The sequence below is a fragment of the Streptomyces sp. NPDC005402 genome, from assembly GCF_040606575.1.
In the GTDB taxonomy this organism is placed as follows: domain Bacteria; phylum Actinomycetota; class Actinomycetes; order Streptomycetales; family Streptomycetaceae; genus Streptomyces.
Genome location: NZ_JBEXFB010000009.1, coordinates 26,087 through 43,153 on the forward strand (window position 1 = coordinate 26,087; position 17,067 = coordinate 43,153).

The 17,067-nt window shown below is 70.5% G+C and carries 16 protein-coding genes; 5 read left to right on the forward strand and 11 right to left on the reverse strand.

Going from position 1 to position 17,067, the window contains the following annotated elements; translation table 11 throughout:
* Position 1: 1 nt before the first annotated feature.
* The 9 genes from ABZT02_RS18855 to ABZT02_RS18895 form a co-directional block, all read right to left on the reverse strand.
* Complete coding sequence (locus ABZT02_RS18855; RefSeq protein ID WP_356019057.1) at positions 2-958, reverse strand: helix-turn-helix domain-containing protein; 957 nt, start codon at positions 956-958, stop codon at positions 2-4.
* Positions 959-978: 20 nt separating this feature from the next.
* Positions 979-1,407, reverse strand: coding sequence for an OsmC family protein (locus ABZT02_RS18860; RefSeq protein WP_356019058.1), 429 nt, complete (start codon positions 1,405-1,407; stop codon positions 979-981).
* A gap of 102 nt (positions 1,408-1,509) precedes the next feature.
* Entirely contained in the window at positions 1,510-2,481 is a 972-nt protein-coding gene (locus tag ABZT02_RS18865) for a phosphotransferase (RefSeq protein WP_356019060.1), read from the reverse strand.
* Between the two features lie 35 nt (positions 2,482-2,516).
* Positions 2,517-4,184, reverse strand: coding sequence for a hypothetical protein (locus ABZT02_RS18870; RefSeq protein WP_356019061.1), 1,668 nt, complete (start codon positions 4,182-4,184; stop codon positions 2,517-2,519).
* 171 nt (positions 4,185-4,355) lie between these two features.
* On the reverse strand, positions 4,356-5,714 hold the full coding sequence (locus ABZT02_RS18875; RefSeq protein WP_356019063.1) for a cytochrome P450: 1,359 nt from the start codon (positions 5,712-5,714) through the stop codon (positions 4,356-4,358).
* Positions 5,715-5,766: 52 nt separating this feature from the next.
* A complete protein-coding gene (locus ABZT02_RS18880; RefSeq protein WP_007386763.1) occupies positions 5,767-6,375 on the reverse strand; it encodes an ATP/GTP-binding protein in 609 nt (202 codons plus the stop codon).
* Positions 6,347-6,724 (reverse strand): DUF742 domain-containing protein, encoded by a 378-nt coding sequence (locus ABZT02_RS18885; RefSeq protein ID WP_007386762.1) that lies wholly within the window; start codon positions 6,722-6,724, stop codon positions 6,347-6,349. The genes ABZT02_RS18880 and ABZT02_RS18885 overlap by 29 nt, the downstream gene beginning before the upstream one ends.
* A complete protein-coding gene (locus tag ABZT02_RS18890) occupies positions 6,721-7,122 on the reverse strand; it encodes a roadblock/LC7 domain-containing protein (RefSeq protein WP_037713893.1) in 402 nt (133 codons plus the stop codon). Before ABZT02_RS18890 ends, ABZT02_RS18885 begins: the two co-directional genes overlap by 4 nt.
* Positions 7,119-8,306, reverse strand: a complete 1,188-nt coding sequence (locus ABZT02_RS18895; RefSeq protein ID WP_356019064.1) for an ATP-binding protein — start codon at positions 8,304-8,306, stop codon at positions 7,119-7,121. Before ABZT02_RS18895 ends, ABZT02_RS18890 begins: the two co-directional genes overlap by 4 nt.
* Positions 8,307-8,771: 465 nt before the next feature.
* On the opposite strand from ABZT02_RS18895, the gene ABZT02_RS18900 reads away from it, so the two are divergent.
* Positions 8,772-9,698 (forward strand): GNAT family N-acetyltransferase, encoded by a 927-nt coding sequence (locus ABZT02_RS18900; RefSeq protein WP_356019065.1) that lies wholly within the window; start codon positions 8,772-8,774, stop codon positions 9,696-9,698.
* A 27-nt stretch (positions 9,699-9,725) separates the two neighbouring features.
* On the opposite strand, the gene ABZT02_RS18905 is transcribed toward ABZT02_RS18900, so the two are convergent.
* Both ABZT02_RS18905 and ABZT02_RS18910 read right to left on the reverse strand, forming a co-directional pair.
* Positions 9,726-10,898, reverse strand: a complete 1,173-nt coding sequence (locus tag ABZT02_RS18905; RefSeq protein WP_356019066.1) for a serine hydrolase domain-containing protein — start codon at positions 10,896-10,898, stop codon at positions 9,726-9,728.
* 420 nt (positions 10,899-11,318) lie between these two features.
* A complete protein-coding gene (locus tag ABZT02_RS18910; RefSeq protein ID WP_356019343.1) occupies positions 11,319-13,373 on the reverse strand; it encodes a DUF1996 domain-containing protein in 2,055 nt (684 codons plus the stop codon).
* 264 nt (positions 13,374-13,637) lie between these two features.
* Between ABZT02_RS18910 and ABZT02_RS18915 the strand changes: the two genes are divergently transcribed.
* The 4 genes from ABZT02_RS18915 (at position 13,638) to ABZT02_RS18930 (ending at position 17,043) form a co-directional block, all read left to right on the forward strand.
* Positions 13,638-14,207, forward strand: coding sequence for a 3'-5' exonuclease (locus ABZT02_RS18915; protein WP_356019067.1), 570 nt, complete (start codon positions 13,638-13,640; stop codon positions 14,205-14,207).
* A gap of 1,152 nt (positions 14,208-15,359) precedes the next feature.
* Complete coding sequence (locus tag ABZT02_RS18920; RefSeq protein ID WP_356019068.1) at positions 15,360-16,043, forward strand: hypothetical protein; 684 nt, start codon at positions 15,360-15,362, stop codon at positions 16,041-16,043.
* Positions 16,040-16,321 (forward strand): BON domain-containing protein, encoded by a 282-nt coding sequence (locus ABZT02_RS18925; RefSeq protein ID WP_356019070.1) that lies wholly within the window; start codon positions 16,040-16,042, stop codon positions 16,319-16,321. The genes ABZT02_RS18920 and ABZT02_RS18925 overlap by 4 nt, the downstream gene beginning before the upstream one ends.
* A complete protein-coding gene (locus ABZT02_RS18930) occupies positions 16,318-17,043 on the forward strand; it encodes a metallophosphoesterase (protein ID WP_356019071.1) in 726 nt (241 codons plus the stop codon). Before ABZT02_RS18925 ends, ABZT02_RS18930 begins: the two co-directional genes overlap by 4 nt.
* Positions 17,044-17,067 lie beyond the last annotated feature (24 nt).

Consider the following 17,067-nt stretch of genomic DNA (forward strand, 5'->3'; position numbering starts at 1 on the left):
GCTACTCGCCCCGGGTGAACGTGCGCCGGTACTCACTCGGCGTCGTCCCCAGGATCCGCTGGAAGTGCGTCCGCAGATTCGCGCCCGTCCCGAGCCCCACGTCGGTGGCGATCTGCTCGACACTCCGCTCCGAACGCTCCAGCAGCTCCCGGGCCATGTCGATGCGGGCGCGCATGACCCACTGCATCGGCGTGTATCCGGTCTCCTCGACGAAGCGGCGCGAGAACGTGCGCGGCGAGACCGCGGCCTGCCGCGCCAGGATGTCGAGGGTGAGGGGTTCGTCGAGTCGGTGCAGGGCCCACTCCCGGGTGGCGGCGAAGCGCTCGCCGAGCGGCTCGGGCACGCTGCGCGGCACGTACTGCGCCTGACCGCCGCTGCGGTACGGGGCCGCGACCAGGCGCCGGGCCGCGTGGTTGGACGCGGCGACCCCGAGGTCACCGCGCAGGATGTGCAGACACAGGTCGATGCCGGAGGCGGCGCCGGCCGACGTCAGCACGCTGCCCTCGTCGACGAACAGCACGTTCTCGTCGACCCGGACGTGAGGATGCCTCGCCGCCAGCGCCCTCGTGTAGTGCCAGTGGGTCGTGGCACGCCGGCCGTCGAGCAGGCCCGTCGCGGCCAGCGCGAAGGCGCCGGTCGAGATGGCGGCGAGCCGCGCGCCCCTGCTGTGGGCGGCGACCAGGGCCTGGACGACGGTCGGCGGCGGGTCCTCGCGGTCGGGGAACCGGTAGCCGGGGATGAAGACGAGATTGGCCCACGCGAGCGCCTCCAGACCATGGGCCACGTGGTACGACAGCCCGTCCCCACCGCTCACGAGCCCTGGGGCCGCGCCGCACAGCCTCACCTCGTACGGCATGCTCGCGCGCGTGGTGAACACCTGCGCGGGGATGCCGACATCGAGCGGCTTGGCACCTTCGAGGACGAGAACGGCGACGCGGCGAAGGCGGGAGGCGGACACGGGGACAGGCTACGCAGAGGTCAGGCGTCCTCGACGGTCGCGGTGACGGGCGTGCCGATCTCGACCGTGCGGCTGACCGTGCACAGGCGGTCGTGGGAGGTCTTCACCGCCCGGGGCAGGATCGTGCGGGCCCGGTCCGCGCCCTCGCCGTCCGGGAAGGTCACGGTGAAGGTGACCGCGAGGTCGGTCAGCCGGTTGCCGAGCTCGTCGTCGACCTTGTTGCCGCTCACCTCGACGGAGAAGGCGGCGGGCTCGGCGTGGCGGCTGGTGGCGAGGTCGACGTCCACCGCCGTACAGCCGCCGAGCGCGGCGAGGAGCAGTTCGACCGGGGTGAACTCGCTGCCCGATCCGGTGCCGAAGCTGATCGTGCCGCCGCGGACGTTGGTGGCGACGAAGTGGCCGGTGCTGGTGCGCTCGACGGTGACGGACCGCGCGGAGTTTTCGCTCATGCCGAGGAGATTAGTGCCGGGTGCCGAGCGGTGCTCACGGGCCCACCGCTCTTCCCCGGCGTTCCCGATGTCCGCGATGAGCGCTGATCGCGTCGTCCGCGGTCACCACTCGGCCTCCAGCGCCTCCGTCAGGCGCCGGACCGCGGTCAGGTCGGGCAGTCCGCGCAGCTTGGCCACGGCCTCACGGCTCCCGAACCCGCGCTGCTCCGCGGTCACCGACGGGTCGACCGCGCATTCGGCCTGTACGTACACGTAGTTGAGGTCCGTCGCGAAGAGCATCGAGAAGGCGTCCAGATCCTTGACGACCGCGCGGCCGCCGGCGTCACGGTAGGCCCACACCACTCGCCGTGCCGCATCGGCGTCGAAGTCGTTGCCGCCCGACCACACGTGGACGGCACGGGCCAGTTCACGCTCCGCCGAGACGGGCCCGGCGTTGTCCCAGTCGAGCAGGACGGGGCCGTTCTCGCCCACCAGGACGTTCTGCGGCCGCATGTCGAGATGGGAGGTCACCACGTCGTCGGGCGCTGACGGCGAGACATACCGGGCCAGCTCGACGGCCGTCGTGGCGACGAACCGGCCCAGCTCCCCCGCCCAGGGCAGGCCTGCCCGCTCCACCTTCCCGAGCAGTTCGGCCCAGTCGGAGACCGGGTTGCACCGTTCGTACCAGCCGCTCGGGGTGCCGCTCGCGCCCTCCCCCGCCTGGTGCAGGAGGGCGAGCGTACGGCCGCACCAGCTCAGCATCCCCGGGTCCGACGGGTCGGCCACGGCACCGTCGACCCAGTCGTACACCTTCACCCAGGAACCCTCGGGGAGCCGTACGACATGGGCGCCTTTTCGGTCGGGCATGAGACGGGGCGAGCAGATGCCCAGCGTCTCCGCCGCGTCCCGCAGTGCGGACTCGGCGTCGACGTCCGGGGTGTCCTTCTCGAAGAGCAGCTCCTTCACCGCCCACGCGGTGCCGTTCCCGGACAGCTTCCAGATCTGTCCCAGGGCGCCGCGGGCGACGGGCGTCATCGACCAGGTTCCGGTGCCGAGTCCATAGGCATCCGCGATGAATTCGCCCGCGTTCCGCATGCAACTCTCCGTTTTCGTAGCCCAGTTGACGAAGCCTATCCGCAGCAGTCCGACGCACCGGTGTCCAGCCGGCAGAAGCACGACGCCTCGACGGGTACGTCGGCGAGCGCGGCGGCCATCCGCAGCTGCTGGGCGACGATCCGCGCCTCCCCCTCCTTCTTCCCTCGGACCAGGCACTCGTGGAGGCCGTGCAGCGCCCACACGTTGCCCGGGTGCTGGAGCGGGCGCGGGAGAGTGTCGTCGAGGCCGAGGTCGGCGCGGTAGACGGCCTCGGCCTCGGCGATGCGTCCCTGTTCGAGCAGAAGGGCACCGTAGGCATGACGGGTCGGCTGCATCCAGCCCCACGGTTCGTCGTAGGGGAGGCTGTCGTCCAGTTCGACGGACCGTTGGAGCGCCGCGAAGGCCGTTTCGAACTCGCCCTTTCGATAGGCGAGTTCGCCGTCCAGCATCGCCGAGGCGATCGCCAGGATGTCGGCGCACGTGTTGTTGAAGAGCATCCGCGTCTCGGGGACTTCGCCGGCCGCCTCGTGGAACAGGACGCGTTCGCCCTCCGCCTCGGTGACGCGGCCGAGAGCGGACCAGGCGACGCCGCGCGCGTAGTGGAGCATCGCGGTCGTCACGCAGTACAGGCGCGGGTCGGCGGGCAGCGGGAGGTCCAGGATGTCGGTCCAGCGGCCGAACCGGATCAGGACGTGGACGCGCATCGCGAGGAAGGCCTCCAGCCAGTCGGCCATGGGCGGGCTCTCGACGCGCAGCAGCTCCTCCGGGATCGACTCCTCCAGCCGGGCGGCGGTCTCCAGGGCGGTCTGCGACTGGCCCAGGAACATCGCGCCGTAGATCTTGAAGTGGTAGTTGTGCGAGCGGTAGAGCGTGTAGAAGTTCATCGCTCCGGCCCGGGCCAGGGCCTTCTGGTCGGCGGCGATCGCGGCGCTGTTGTCCGCCACCACCCGCCGGTAGTCGCCGCACAGCACCTCCAGGTGCGAGGGCATGTGCAGAAGATGCCCGGCGTCCGGAACCAGACCGCGCAGCCGGTCCGCCACGGGCAGGGCCAGTTCGGGCGTGGGTGACATCTCCATCAGGTGGATGTACAGATGCAGGAGGCCCGGGTGGGTGCGGCCGGCGGCGCCGGCCAGCGCCCGTTCCAGGACGGCCCGGGCCTCGCGGGTGCGGGCGCCGGCGGCGGGCTCGCCGGTGCGCAGGTCCCACAGCTGCCAGGGCGTGAGGTTCATCAGCGCGTCCGCGTACAGGGCGGCCAGGTCCGCGTCGTCCGGGGCGAGTTCGTGGACGGCGCGCATCCTGTCGGCGTACGGCACGTTCCACACCGCGCAGTCCTCGGCGGGCTCGGCCTGCGGATAGCGGGAGCGCAGGGCGCCGATCAGAGCCCGCTCCACCGCGGTCGCCCGTACGGCTGCCTTCTGGTGCGCCGACTCGACGGCCGTATGGGTGCGTTCGACGGTCCGGGCCAGGTCCCGGTCGTCGAAGAAGTCCCAGGGCTTGTTGTAGTTGGGGCCCAGCGCGTAGGCGATGCCCCAGTGGGCCATCGCGCAGTCCGGGTCGGCGGCGGCCGCCTGCTCGAAGCAGGCCACGGCCTCCTCGTGATGGAAGGCGTACGTCCACACCAGGCCGCGGTCGAACCAGAGTTGGGCCTCGGCGGAGTCGGTGGTGACGGGCCGGCCGTGGGAGCCGAGGTCGTAGTACTCCATGAGCCGCTCCTCGCACTGCGCGTCGTGCTGTACGGGAGTCGATTCTGCCCGGAGAAGGTTCTTTCGGGCGGGCGAGAGGCGCTCTGTCCCCCGAACGAACGCAGGTGCCGGAGAGGGGACCCGTGAAGCCGTCAGTCCTCTCTCCGGCACCGGCCGGGCGGCGCTAAGCCGTCACACACGGAAGATCTCGAGGAAGCTGCTCCAGAAGCCCTTCTTGGCCGGCTTCTGCGATGCGGGTGCGGGGGCGGGGACGCGCGCCGCCTGCTGGGGCTGCTGGACGACGGTCGGGCGGGGCGCGGTGGGCACGCCGTACGCCGATGCCATCCGGGTGGCCGGGGTGGGGCTGAACTGGACGGGGAGGGCGGCCAGGGCGCGGTGGAACGGGCCGGGACGCCACTCAAGTTCCTGGGCCGGAACGCTCAGGATTAGGTCGGGCAGCGCGTTGAGGATCAGCTCGATGGCGGTGACCGCGATGACCTGGGCCGGGCTCTTGGCCGGGCAGGCGTGCGGGCCCGCGCCCCAGGCCAGGTGGGCGCCGCGGCTGTGGGCCTGGCCCGACGAGGCGAGCGCGGGGTCGCTGTTGGCTCCGGCGAAGCTGATGACCAGGGGGGAGTTCGCCTGAACCACCACTCCACCGAGGTCGACGTCCTGGAGCGGGAAGTGCGTCGCGTAGTTGGCGATGGGCGGGTTGTTGAGCAGGACGTGGTCGAGGGCGTCCTCGATCTGCATGCTCGGGCCGTCCTCGCCGTCCCGGTCCAGGAGCAGGAGCAGGGAGTTGGCGATGAGGTTGCGCTCGGGCTCCACACCGGCGCCGATCAGCATCACCAGCTGGTCCTTGAGCTCCTCGTCGCTGAGGCCGGCGGGGTGCTGGACGAGCCAGGAGGTGATGTCGTCGCCGGGTTCGCGGCGCTTGAGGGAGACCAGCTCCATGAAGCAGGCGGTGAGTTCGTCGCTGGCCTTCAGCGCGTCCTTGCCGTCGAACATGTCGGCCATCGCGCTGGTGACCCGGTCACCGATGGCGGCGGGGCAGCCGAAAAGCTTGTTGATCATCAGCAGCGGCAGCAGCTTGGCGTAGTCGTTGATCAGGTCCGCGCGGCCCCGCTCGCTGAACTGGTCGATGAGGTAGGCGGCGATCGGCTCGACGTCGCGGCGGATACGCGTGACGTTGAGGCGGTCGAGGCTCTCGGTGACCGCCTTGCGCAGCCTGAGGTGCTGGGCGCCGTCGGTGAACAGGCAGTTGGGCCGGTACGCCATCATCGGCAGGACGGGGCTGTCGAGGGGGACCCGGCCGTCGTTGAGGGCGGTCCAGCGGCGGCCGTCACGCGCGAACAAGTTGGGGTTCTGGAGCACCCGCAGGGCCGTCTCATGGCCGACCACGAGCGTGGCGTCCACGCCGGGGGCCAGTTCGACCGGGCCGGCGGGGCCGTGCGCGCGGAGGTATTCGTAGACCTTCTGCGGGTCCGCGGCGAAGGAGCCGTCGTACATGGGGCATCTGGCCGCGCCGGTGGCGGCCGTGTCGTGAACGTCCATGTCTGTGTCCTTTGGTGGCCCGGACCGTGCGGCCCGGGCGGGGGGTGGTGGTTCAGGCGGCGCGGTCGAGCAGGTGACGCACGAGGGCGATCAGGGCGCGGGCGGAGGAGCGCTGGTCGCGGGCGTCGCAGTAGATGACAGGGGTGTCCGGAAGCAGGTCGAGGGCTTCGCGGATCTCGTCCTCCTCGAAGTGGCTGGTCTGCGAGAAGGTGTTGACGGCGATGGCGTACTCGAGGCCGTACTCGTCGATCAGGTCGATGACCGGGAACGTCTCCTCCAGCCGGGAGGGGTCGACGAGGAGCAGGGCGCCGAGCGCGCCTCGGGCCATGTCCTCCCACAGCTGCATGAAGCGCTGCTGCCCGGGGGTGCCGAACAGGTACAGCACCAGCTCGTCGCTCAGGGTCAGCCGGCCGAAGTCCAGCGCCACGGTGGTGGTCGCCTTCTCCGGCGCCCCGCGCAGGTCGTCGACGTGCATGGACGCCTGCGTCATCTTCTCCTCGGTGCGCAGCGGAGTGATCTCCGACAGGGACCCGATGAAGGTCGTCTTGCCCACGGCGAAGTGTCCGACCACCAGGATCTTCGCGGCGGTGGTCACGTCGGCGGAGACGTAGATGGAGCCGTTCGCCCCGGGGTCAGCCGATGTTGAGGGTTTCGAGTCCATGCAGAACCTTCTCGAGTATCGCTCGGGGAACGTGCTGGGCGGGGGCCGGTTCAGCGCGGCGCAGGAGGTGCCCCTGTTCGAATAAATCGGACAGCAGCAGTCGGGCCACGCCGACGGGCAGTCCCAGATGCCCGGCGACCTCGGCGACCGACAGGTAGCCGCCCGAACAGAGCTCCCAGATGGCCCGTACCTCGGGTCCGGCCCCGAGCGGCAGGGTCCGGTCGGGGGCCAGGCACACCAGGGTGTGCAGGGCCAGGTCATCGTCGGAGGGGAGACGGCGGCCGCCCGTGATGACGTAGGAGCGGACGAAGTCGCTGGTTACCGGAGCGTCCTCGCCTGGCCAGGTCATGCGTCTGCGCCGGTGTGCTGGCGCGGCGTGGCGCTCATCGCCTTGGTCAGCGCGCCCACCGTCTTCTGCATCCGGATCGACATGGCCTCCATGTCGACGTCCAGGGCGGTCGAGACGGCGAGGTAGGAGCCGCTGCCCCCGGCGATGAGGAAGATCCATCCGCCGTCGAACTCGATCAGTGTCTGCTTCCAGAGACCCTTGCCGCCGCCCACGAAGGGGGCGACGCTGCGGCACAGGGACTGCAGGGAGCTCATCGCGGCGGCGTTCCGCTCGGCGTCGTCACGGACGATGCCGTCGGACCGCTGCATCAGCAGGCCGTCCGCCGAGACGAGGATGGCGTGCCGGGCTCCGCGTACCTCGAGCACGTCGTTCAACACCCACGACAGGTCGGGATTCACTGGTTCTGAGGTCCTTCCGTGTTGTCCGAGTCCCGCCCGAGCAGGGTTCCGCGAGCGAATGCCTTGAGCCGTGAGGCGGTCTCCTCGCCGGCCGCGTCCAGGTCGGTGGTGTCCGCGCTGGGCGTGGCGACCACGGAGACGGCGCCGTTGCGGCGGCGACGGCGCTTGGGCAGGCCACCGGCCGTCTGTCCGACGACGAGGGAGGCGACCGGGGTCGGCTTGGCCGCCGCGGGCTCGCCCTCGTGGTCGTCGAGTTCGATGGGTGCGGGTGCGGGCACGTCCGCCGTCAGGAGGTTCTCGGGCACCCGGATCACGGCACGAACACCGCCGTAGGGGGAGACCGCGTCGACGGAGACATGGAATCCGTAGTGGGCGGCGAGCTTCCCGGAGAGGGCGAAGCCGAACTTGGGCGGGTCGCCGAGGCTCGTGATGTCCACGGATCCGCCGCTGGTCAGCAGGGACGCGGCGCGGGCCTTGGTCTCCTGGTCCATACCGAGACCGGCGTCGTCGACGATCAGGCAGATCCCGGTGGGGACGGCCTGGATGTTGATCTCGACGGGGGTGCCGGGGGCGCTGTACTTGGTGGCGTTGTCCAGGAGTTCCGCCAGGACCATGGCGACCGGCTCGACCGCCCGGCTGCTGATCGCGACGCTCGCCTGCGAGTGGACCTTCACCCGCTCGAAGTCGCGGATCCGCCCCTGGGCGCTGCGGGCGACGTCGTAGACCGAGGCGTCCCGGTCACGTCGGCCGAGCCAGCCGCCGCAGAGCACCGAGATGCCCTTGGTGCGGCGGCTGAACTGGCTGCCGGTGTGGTCGACCAGCATCAGGTCGGCGAGGACGGCGTGGTCGTCGCCGTACTTCTGCTGGAGTCCGTCGAGCAGGGACAGCTGCTCCTCGGCGAGGGTCGCCAGGGTGCCGACGGCCGACTTCAGGGTCGCCTTGGTCGCCGACTCGGCGTCCTTGCGCACCTCTTCCAGATCCGCGGCGTGCCGCGCGCTCACCGACGAGTAGGTCGTCTGGAGCTCGGCGAGCTGACCTCGCACACTCGCCATGTCGCCGTGCAGTTTGTTGTTGTTCGCGCGGAGCTGGATGTTGGTTCTCCGTGCGCGCATCACTGCGAAAACCGCAGCGATGAGTACCACGAGCAGGACCCACAAGAGTGGATCTTCGAACAATGACGTCATGAGACTCTCTTCAAGTCGCCTCGCGTCGGGAGACTGACCGTGCATGGGACCCCCGGAAACGCCCGCCACCCTGCGGCGCGGACCTACCGGCGGACCAACCGTCACTCCTTCACGATGGGGCCGTTTTGGCTGTCCCCCGTACGCGCGTATGACGCGTCATCAGCCTACTGAAAAGTGTAATGATCTTATCAGCAGCCACAGTGTCAACAGGCGTACCAGGCGCCACACTTGACGACTCTCCACAAAGATCCCGCAAAGGCCTCATCGGCGCCGGTCAGCGGTCGACGCCCGGTCTGCGGACACGCGAGGGCAGTGGTCGCCGCGGTGGTGCTCCGCACGGGACTCCCTGTTCCGGCCGCCCTTTCATGATCAACACGCGCACCCTACCAAGGCCGGGAGAACGGTTTCTCCCCGTTCAGGCAAAACTCGATTGCGGCCCCCGCGCCCGCCCCGGACCCTTGCCCCATGCCCTATCTCCTGCGCGCTGTCGCGCCCGCCGACGCGTCGGCCGTCACCGAGTTGCTCAACGAGATCGACCGGATCGAGATCGGGCGGCCCGAGACCGACCTGCACTCGGTGGAGTCCGACCTCAAGCACCCCGGGATCGACCTCGACCACGACTCCTGGCTGGCCTTCGACGGACCGCGCCTGGTGGCGTACGCCCTGGTGTGGGACGACTCGAAGGGCGAGCGCATCGACGCCGACCACTATGTGCTGCCCGACCACCAGCAGGCCGGCGAACTCCTCCTGAAGGCAGTCGAGACCAGGGCGCTGGAGAAGGCCCGGGCGAACGGCGCCTCCAAGGCCGTCCTCCACCTGCACCTCAACTCGGCGCCCACGACCGACCTCGCCCTGATAAGGGCGCGCGGCTGGTCGGTCGTACGCCGCTATCACGTGCTGGAGCGGCCGCTGCGGGCCGCCGAGGACCTGCCCCCCGTGCCGCCCGCGGGCGTGCGGGTGCGGGCCTGCTCCGACGAGGCGGACCGGAAGCAGGCGCACGCCCTCTACCAGGCCTCCTTCGCCGAGCACTTCGACTTCCAGCCGCGCCCGTACGAGCAGTGGCTGCACGACATCCACGCCGACCGGCTCGACTGGTCCCTGGTCTGGCTCGTCTCCACCGAGGATCTCGGGGACGTCGGTTTCCTGATCGCTCGCGACGACCGCGAGGCCATGGGGTGGATCCGCAGCGTCGGAGTCGTCCGCGAGGGCCGCGGCCAGGGCCTCGGGGGGCTGCTGCTGCGGCAGGCCTTCGCGGCGTTCGCGGCTCGGGGGCGGAACACCGTGGGGCTCGGCGTGGACACCGAGAACGCCACCGGGGCTCCCGTACTGTACGCACGCCACGGAATGTCGGTCCATTACGCCGTGGACACCTGGGAAATTGTGGTGAGTTGAATTCCGAATGGGCTTCGGTGACCGTTGTCAATTCTTTCCGCGCAGCAATGCGCAGACGAAGTTCTCCTGAACGGCGCGCATTTCCCGAAGCCCTTCCTCGTCGGCGGACCGGGTGATCTGGGAGGTGACCGAGAAGGTCAGTGAACGGCGACCGTCGGGGGTGGCCGCGATCAACTGCGTATAACCGAGGGTGTTTCCGGTGTGGCCGAGTACGACACCGCATCGCGTCTCGTACCGGAACACGGCCAGGCCCGCGGAGTTGCGGCCCGGTCCGGCGGGTTCGGACGCGCCCTCGACCCACTGCCGCTGCTGCTCGACGGCCGTGCTGCCGTACAGCCGGCCGCCGGCGTAGCCCCGGATGAAACGGGTCATGTCGGCCGGCGTGGAGACAATGCCCCCGGAGGCCCAGACGCCCGACATACCGATGACCTCGCTGACGTCCTGCGGACCCGCCGACGGGCTCACGTCGTAACCGTGCAGGTAGGGCTCCGGCATCCGGTTGCCCTGGGGCAGGCTGGTGGAGTGCAGCCGGAGCGGAGCGTAGACGAGTTCACGCAGGAGGTCCTCGTACGGCGTGTGGGTCGCCGCCTCCGCCATGAGCGCTACGGCGATGTTGTCCGAGTTCGAGTAGCGGTACTGCGTGCCCGGCTTGAAGAGCAGGGGCTTGTCGGCGACGTAGTCGAGCAGGCGCCGGGAGTCGAAGTGGTGGAGGGGGTCGGCCCGCAACTCGTCGAGGAACCCGTCGCTCCGGGAGTAGTCCGGCAGACCACTGGTGTGACTCAGGAGCTGACGGAGGGTCACCGACCGCCACGCGTCGGGGAGTCGGGGAAGCCGTTTACCGAGGGTGTCGTCCAGGCGCAGAGCACGGTGGTCGACCAGAGTGAGGGCCACCGCCCCGCTGAAGGCCTTGGCCGTGCTCGCGATGCGCATGTGGTCCTCGGAGCTGGGCGAGCGGCCGGTACGGACGTCGGCGGCTCCGGCGCGCACGACGCGGGTTCCCTTCTCGGTCTGCAGAACGGCGATGGCTCCGGGCGGGCCGCCCGGGCGGTGCACGAAGTCGTCGAGCTGACGTTGCGGCGCCTGGTCGCCCGACGGGTCGGCGGTGGCACCCGCCGTCGCCGGGGACAGCGCGGTGAGGCAGGCGGTGAGGCAGACCGCGAGCACGGATGCCGCTCGCAGGTGGGATCGGCGTAGGGACATGGGCGCTCCCGGAGGTGGGGGACCTCGGGGCCCGTCAAACCTCACCGGGAGCCACGGTCCCCTGCTTTCCGTTGCTTTCCGTGCAGCTGTGTACGGACCGGTGGCAGGGCCACGCAGTGGTGCCGTGAATTCACCCCGCCGCAATCAGCGGTCGCCGTTTCTCCCTGGGCGGCCGCCGTGGGTACGGTCCGAATTAGTTTCCCAGATCAAGAATAACCACGTCGATTTCGAGGTGCCATGTCGGCCGGCCGAGTGCGCCTCGCCGGTGGGGCCGACGTGCTGGTGGTCGGGGTGATCGCCGCCGTGTTCATCGGGGTGCGGCGCGTGGCGCGCGGCCGCGGGCTGAGCAGGGGTGGCTGTCCGCCGGTAAAGCTGCGCGGCGGACAACCACCCTCTACGTCTGACTCGTGCCGGTCGGTGTCACATCGAGCGGCGGCTGGTGCGTCGTAGGAGAACGAAGCCGGAGATCAGCAGGAGCGCGCCGAGTGCGGCCGGCCACAACTGGGCGCCGGTCTCGGCGAGACTGCTCTGGCTGCCCTGGGGTTCGGGCTGTGCGGCGACCGGGGGCTGGGCGACGGCACCGGGGGCGTCGGTGGCGGTGTCGTCCTGGGGGCTGGGCTGGGTCGCCTGGTCGTCGCCGTTGCTGTTGCCGTTCTCGGTCCCGGTCTCGGGCGAAGGGGCGGTCGTGCTGTGGGCGGTGGGTGAGCTGTACGTCTTCGGCTCGTTGTCAGCGGGGGCGGCGGTGGTCTGGTCGCCTGCGGGAGCTTCGGCGGTCTGCGTCGGCTGCTGCTGCGGCTCGTCGCCGTTGTTGTTGCCGTTGTCGTTGCCGTTGTCGTTGCCGGGGGTGTCCTCGGAGCCGTTCCCGTTGCCGTCACCCGGGTCCTGACTGGCGCCGGGGTCCGGGGTGGAGCCGTTGTCACCGCCGGTGTTGCCGTTGCCACCGCCGGCGTTGCCGTTGTCGCCACCGCCGTTGCCGTTGTCACCGTTGCCGTTGTCGCCGCCGTTGCCCGGGTCGTCCTGGCCCGTGCCCGCGCCGCACTGACGGCCGTCGTTGATGCAGCCGACCATCTCGTTCATCAGGTTCTCGTCGAAGACGTTGATGAAGTCGCCGTGGTCGGTGACGGGCTTGTGGAGCTGCTCCGGGAAGGAGTCGACCGCGAACAGCGGAGCCGTGCGGCCGCCGTCGTTCAGGCTCGGCGCGTCGACGTCGTAGACGATCCGCTGGACCAGCTGCGGAATGGCCTCGAAGCCCTCCGGGCAGGTGCCGTCGTTCTGGGAGAACGCCACGTGGGTGCGGTGGTTGGCGCTGTCGATGTTGCGCCCGTCCCAACAGCTCTGGAACTTGAAGGTGCGCACCACGTCACTGCCCTGCGGGCACAGCGGGTACTTGTCCTTCAGCTGCCGGTCCTCGAACCCGGTGCAGCTCCAGGACGCGTTGGCGTTGGCGTTGCCGTTGACGAAGGCCTTGGCGTCGCCGGTGATGATGCGCAGCAGCCGCGGCATCGCGGTGACCTTGCTGCGGGGGTTGCCCACGAACGTCAGCGTCACTTCCTTCGGCGTGACGATCTGGCCGGCGTTGCCCTCGATGCCTCCGCCCGGCTTGTCCGCGTCCTGTTCCTGTGTTCCGTTCTGGAGCCGGATCACGGGCCAGTAGTACGTGGACTTGTCGCCCTGGTCGGCACAGCTCGTCTGGGCGTTCGCCAGGTCCTGGTCGCTCGCGAAAGCGGTGTTGGACTGGTTGCCGACGTAGTCGTGGAAGTGGTGGGCGCCGTTGGAGACACCCGGGGCGACGATGACGTTGTCCGAGTTGAACAGGCCGCCCGCGTTCACACCGCAGCTGGTGACGAAGGTGCCGCGGGAGGCGTCGCCCTGAGCCGGCGGCGCCTGCGCGGCGGGTGGAGCGCTGTTGATGTCGGCGTAGTCCGCGGCGACGGGGCCGTTGCCCGCCTGCCCGCCATTGCCCTGCTGACCGCCCTGGTCCTGGCCGTCGCCCTGCTGGTCTCCCTGATCCTGACCGTCGCCCTGCTGGTCGTCCTGGTTCTGGTCTCCCTGATTCTGACCGTCGCCCTGCTGGCCCTGACCGTCGCCGTTCTGGTTCTCGGTCTGGCGCAGGGTGCAGTCGGCCATGTCGCCGAGACCGTCCGGCTGTGCCCCGGAACGCTCGAGAGCGGCGGTGATGCGCTCGATCGTGGCGGCGCGGTTCTCCTGGAGCGGATCGACGATACGGCTCTGCGCGGACTCGCGGTCCTTGACCGACGGGTCCTGGAGCTGCTGGTAGGCCTCGGCTATCTGCTGGTCCAGCAGGGCGAGTTCCTTGTCGACGTCCGCCCTCGACCCGTCCGGGACACTGGTGAGCTTGTCCCCGACGTCCGGGCAGTCGATCGTTACGGCTCCCCACGACGTCTGTTGCGGCGTGCCGCTCTCCGTGGCGGAGGCGTACACATTCGCTGCGACCAAGCCACCACCCCCGAGCATCAGGGCCACTGCGGCAAAGGTCGCACGTCGTGCGCCGGTCGGTCGTCTGCGATTGCTGCGTCCCACGGAAATACTCCTGCGCGTGTCGGCTCTCCGGGCATGCAAATCCCCCGCCCCATACGGACAGCGGGCCCCGTGTGTTCAAGCACCTCGGAAATTCACAGCACTCTCATACGGAACACCGGGTTCCATCACCCCCTACCGAACCTCTGTGCAGGGAAAACGAGGTGACTCGTACACATCTGCGCCCCTACCGTTCTCGTCATGAACAGCGTGGGCACCGGGCGCCTCCTGAACGTCGTGGATGTCGAAGCCACTTGTTGGCCCGGCTCCCCTCCCCCGGGCGCGGTCGGCGAGATCATCGAGATCGGGCTGACGGTCGTGGACCTGTCGAGCGCCGAGCGCGTCGAACGACACCAAATCCTGGTGCGTCCCGCCCGGTCCGATGTCAGCGATTTCTGCACGGAGTTGACCGGTCTCACCCAGGAGGAGGTCGACGGGGGGCTGTCGTTGGGGGAAGCCTGCCGTCTGCTCGCCGCCGAGCATGCCTCCGGTGCGCGCCCGTGGGCGAGTTGGGGCGACTACGACCGTCACCAGTTCACCCGGCAGTGCGCGGCCACGAGGACGCCGTATCCCTTCGGCCGCCGCCACACCAACGCCAAGGCGGTCTTCACCGAGGCGTACGGGCTGCGCAAGCGCCCCGGTATGGCGCAGGCCCTCGGGATCGCGGGGCTGCCCCTCGAAGGACGGCATCATCGCGGCGAGGACGACGCGTGGAACATCGCGGCGCTCGTGCTGCATCTGGCCGGGCGGGACGCGTGGCCCACGGAATGAACGAGCACGTCGTGGCCGCCGCCGTGATCGTCCGTTCCGGACGCCTTCTCGGCGTCAGCAAGATCGCGGACCCGACGTCTTCCACCTGCCGACGGCAAGCACTTCGGCCTCGTCCCCTGTGGCCTGGAGCCCCCGAGCGGTCACGGCACTGGAGCGGGTCCCGATGCCGATGGCTACGACACCACCACCACCGGCGTACCCCGCCCCGCCGCCGAACTGGCCCCGGTGCGCTGGATTACCGGCCGGGAGCCGACCTCACCCTCGCACCCGCCGCACGCGACCAGGTCCTGCCACTGCTGCGGTCCCGGGTCTGCTGAACTGAGGGGCCACCGAGCCACGGGTGCGGGGACCACCCGGCCACGGCCCAGCGCTTCCGCCACCGAGGGCCGACACGTCCCCTGCCCGGAAGCCCCGTCGCTCCGACCGGCGGAAGGCCCGAACCTGTCGCCCCGCCGGAACCCGACGCGGCCACTTACCGAAGCCGGGCCCGCCCTGGCTGCGGGCCGACGCGTCCACCGGCCCACGGCAGATGCTACGACCCGTCTGATGTGCCCCTCACCAGAGCCCGACGCAGCCACCTGCCTAAGGCCAACCTGTGGCCCGACCCGAAGGCCGACGCCACGACCGGCCGGCCCAATGCCGACCTGCCTCCTCACTCGAACCGGCCTCGACCGAAAGCCGCCCTCCCCCTGGCCGCAGTCTGATCGTCCACCGGCCAAAGGCCGATCGGTCCCCACCGGAGCCCGATGCCACGACGGCCCGACGCTGACCCACACCCTCACCGCACCCCCGCTCCCACCAACCAAAGCCCGACCTCACGCCCAACCCAAAGACCCGCGCCACGACCGGCTGGCCGGCCCGAAACACATCCGCCCCCTCACCCGAACCACCCTCGGCGAAGGCCGGCCTGCACCCCGACCCCAGCCTGATCTTCCGCTGGCCGAAGGCCCACCTGCCCCCGGCCGCAGGCTGACGTCCACCAGCCGCTAGCTGCCCCATCCCCTCACCGCACCCCACCGCTCCCACCGCCCGAAGGCCGACCCCCCGCCCCGAGGCCGAGCCCGTGGTACGCGGTGTCGAAGGCGTCCCCCCGGGTACTCGGGGCTCCCGTCACGGCCCCTTCGGTGCGGGCCGGCCAGGAAGGGGGCACTGATGACGCAGCACGCCGACGACGACGTCGACCGCCACGGGGGCGCCGCCGGACTGCGACTGGCGACCGGGGCGACAGGGGGCGCCGCCGACGCGCTCGCCTCGAGTCTGCCCGTCGACCGCAACCAGGCGATCCTGGAGGCGGCCAAGCAGGTCGGCGCGATCCTGAAACGGGAAGGGCACCCGTTCGCGCTCGCGGGCAGTGTCGCCGTGTACGCCCATGGCGGCGCCCAGAATCTTCAGCACGACGTCGACTTCGCCATCCTCCCCGAGGACGCGCAGTCCGTGGCCGAGACCCTGCGCGAGGCGGGTCTTGAGGTGCGGACGCCTCCGGAGGACTGGCTGCTGAAGGCCGACTGCATGGGCCAGCAGGTCGATCTGATCTTCGAGCTGGCCCACCAGCCGGTCACCAGGGAACTGCTGGCGCGGGCCGACGCACTCTCGGTGGACTCGGTGTTCATGCCCGTGCTGTCCCCGACCGACCTGCTGCACAGCCTGCTGTCCGCGTTCTCCGAGCACCACTGCGACTTCGGGGCCGTCCTGCCGATCGCCCGCGCGCTGCGGGAGAAGGTCGACTGGGAGGCCGTACGCCGCGGCTGCGGGGACGCACCGATGCCGGATGCGTTCTTCTACTTCCTGGAACGGCTGGAGGTCATCGAGCCGAGGACGAAGGAGGAACGGCCATGAGCGGGCCCCGGGAGGAACACGCCGAGCACCCGGAGGAGAACGCCGAGTACCGCGTCGCCCACCTGCGCGACCGGCTCGCCGCGGAGGAACTGGGCGAGCTGGGAGTCCGCGCCGAGGTGCGGGCCGGGGCGGTCGTGGTCACCGGCACGGTGCCGTCCGCGCAGTGCCGGGAGACCGTGCTGCGCACCGTGCGCGAGGAGCTGGCCGGGCTGTCCGTGCACACCGATGTGGTGGTGGCGGAGACCGCCACGCCCGATCATGCGGAGGAGCTGCCGTGATCCGCGTCGCCGCCGTGGGGGACATCCACATGGGCCCCGAGAGCCAGGGCCTGCTGCGTCCCGCCTTCGACACCCTGCCCGACTGTGCCGACCTGCTCCTGCTGGCCGGCGACCTCACCCGGCACGGCACGCCGGAGGAGGCCCGGGTGGTGGCCCAGGAGGTACGGGGCCTCCCGGTGCCGGTCGTGGCGGTCCTCGGCAACCACGACCACCACGACGAGCAGCCCGAGAAGGTCGCAGCCCTGCTGGAGGACGCCGGTGTGCGGGTGCTGGAGGGCGAGGGGACGGTCGTCGAGTGCGGCGACACCCGCGTGGGCATCGCCGGCACCAAGGGGTTCGGCGGCGGGTTCGTTGGCCGCAGCGCCGGGGAGTTCGGCGAGCCGCTGATGAAGGAGTTCGTACGGTACTCACGGCGCTGCGCGGACGGGCTGCGCACCGCGTTGGAGGACCTGGAGCGGCAGGGCTGCGGGACACGGGTCGCGCTCACCCACTTCTCCCCCGTCGCGGACACGCTGGCCGGTGAGCCGCCGGAGATCTATCCGTTTCTCGGCAGCTATCTGCTGGCCGAGGCGATCGACACCGCGGGGGCCGACCTGAGCGTGCACGGACACGCTCACGCGGGGACGGAGCACGGGATGACGGCCGGCGGCGTGCGGGTGCGGAACGTGGCCCAGCCCGTGATCCGGCGGGCTTTCAACGTGTACCACCTGCACGCCGACTGACGTTTCCTCCGCACGCCGACCGAG

Coding starts and splice junctions, on each gene's coding strand:
- ABZT02_RS18860 (WP_356019058.1), bottom strand. CDS start 1,407: ATGAGCGAAAACTCCGCGCGGTCCGTCACCGTCGAGCGCACCAGCACC.
- ABZT02_RS18865 (WP_356019060.1), bottom strand. CDS start 2,481: ATGCGGAACGCGGGCGAATTCATCGCGGATGCCTATGGACTCGGCACC.
- ABZT02_RS18870 (WP_356019061.1), bottom strand. CDS start 4,184: ATGGAGTACTACGACCTCGGCTCCCACGGCCGGCCCGTCACCACCGAC.
- ABZT02_RS18875 (WP_356019063.1), bottom strand. CDS start 5,714: ATGGACGTTCACGACACGGCCGCCACCGGCGCGGCCAGATGCCCCATG.
- ABZT02_RS18880 (WP_007386763.1), bottom strand. CDS start 6,375: ATGGACTCGAAACCCTCAACATCGGCTGACCCCGGGGCGAACGGCTCC.
- ABZT02_RS18885 (WP_007386762.1), bottom strand. CDS start 6,724: ATGACCTGGCCAGGCGAGGACGCTCCGGTAACCAGCGACTTCGTCCGC.
- ABZT02_RS18895 (WP_356019064.1), bottom strand. CDS start 8,306: ATGACGTCATTGTTCGAAGATCCACTCTTGTGGGTCCTGCTCGTGGTA.
- ABZT02_RS18900 (WP_356019065.1), top strand. CDS start 8,772: ATGCCCTATCTCCTGCGCGCTGTCGCGCCCGCCGACGCGTCGGCCGTC.
- ABZT02_RS18905 (WP_356019066.1), bottom strand. CDS start 10,898: ATGTCCCTACGCCGATCCCACCTGCGAGCGGCATCCGTGCTCGCGGTC.
- ABZT02_RS18910 (WP_356019343.1), bottom strand. CDS start 13,373: ATGCTCGGGGGTGGTGGCTTGGTCGCAGCGAATGTGTACGCCTCCGCC.
- ABZT02_RS18915 (WP_356019067.1), top strand. CDS start 13,638: ATGAACAGCGTGGGCACCGGGCGCCTCCTGAACGTCGTGGATGTCGAA.
- ABZT02_RS18920 (WP_356019068.1), top strand. CDS start 15,360: ATGACGCAGCACGCCGACGACGACGTCGACCGCCACGGGGGCGCCGCC.
- ABZT02_RS18925 (WP_356019070.1), top strand. CDS start 16,040: ATGAGCGGGCCCCGGGAGGAACACGCCGAGCACCCGGAGGAGAACGCC.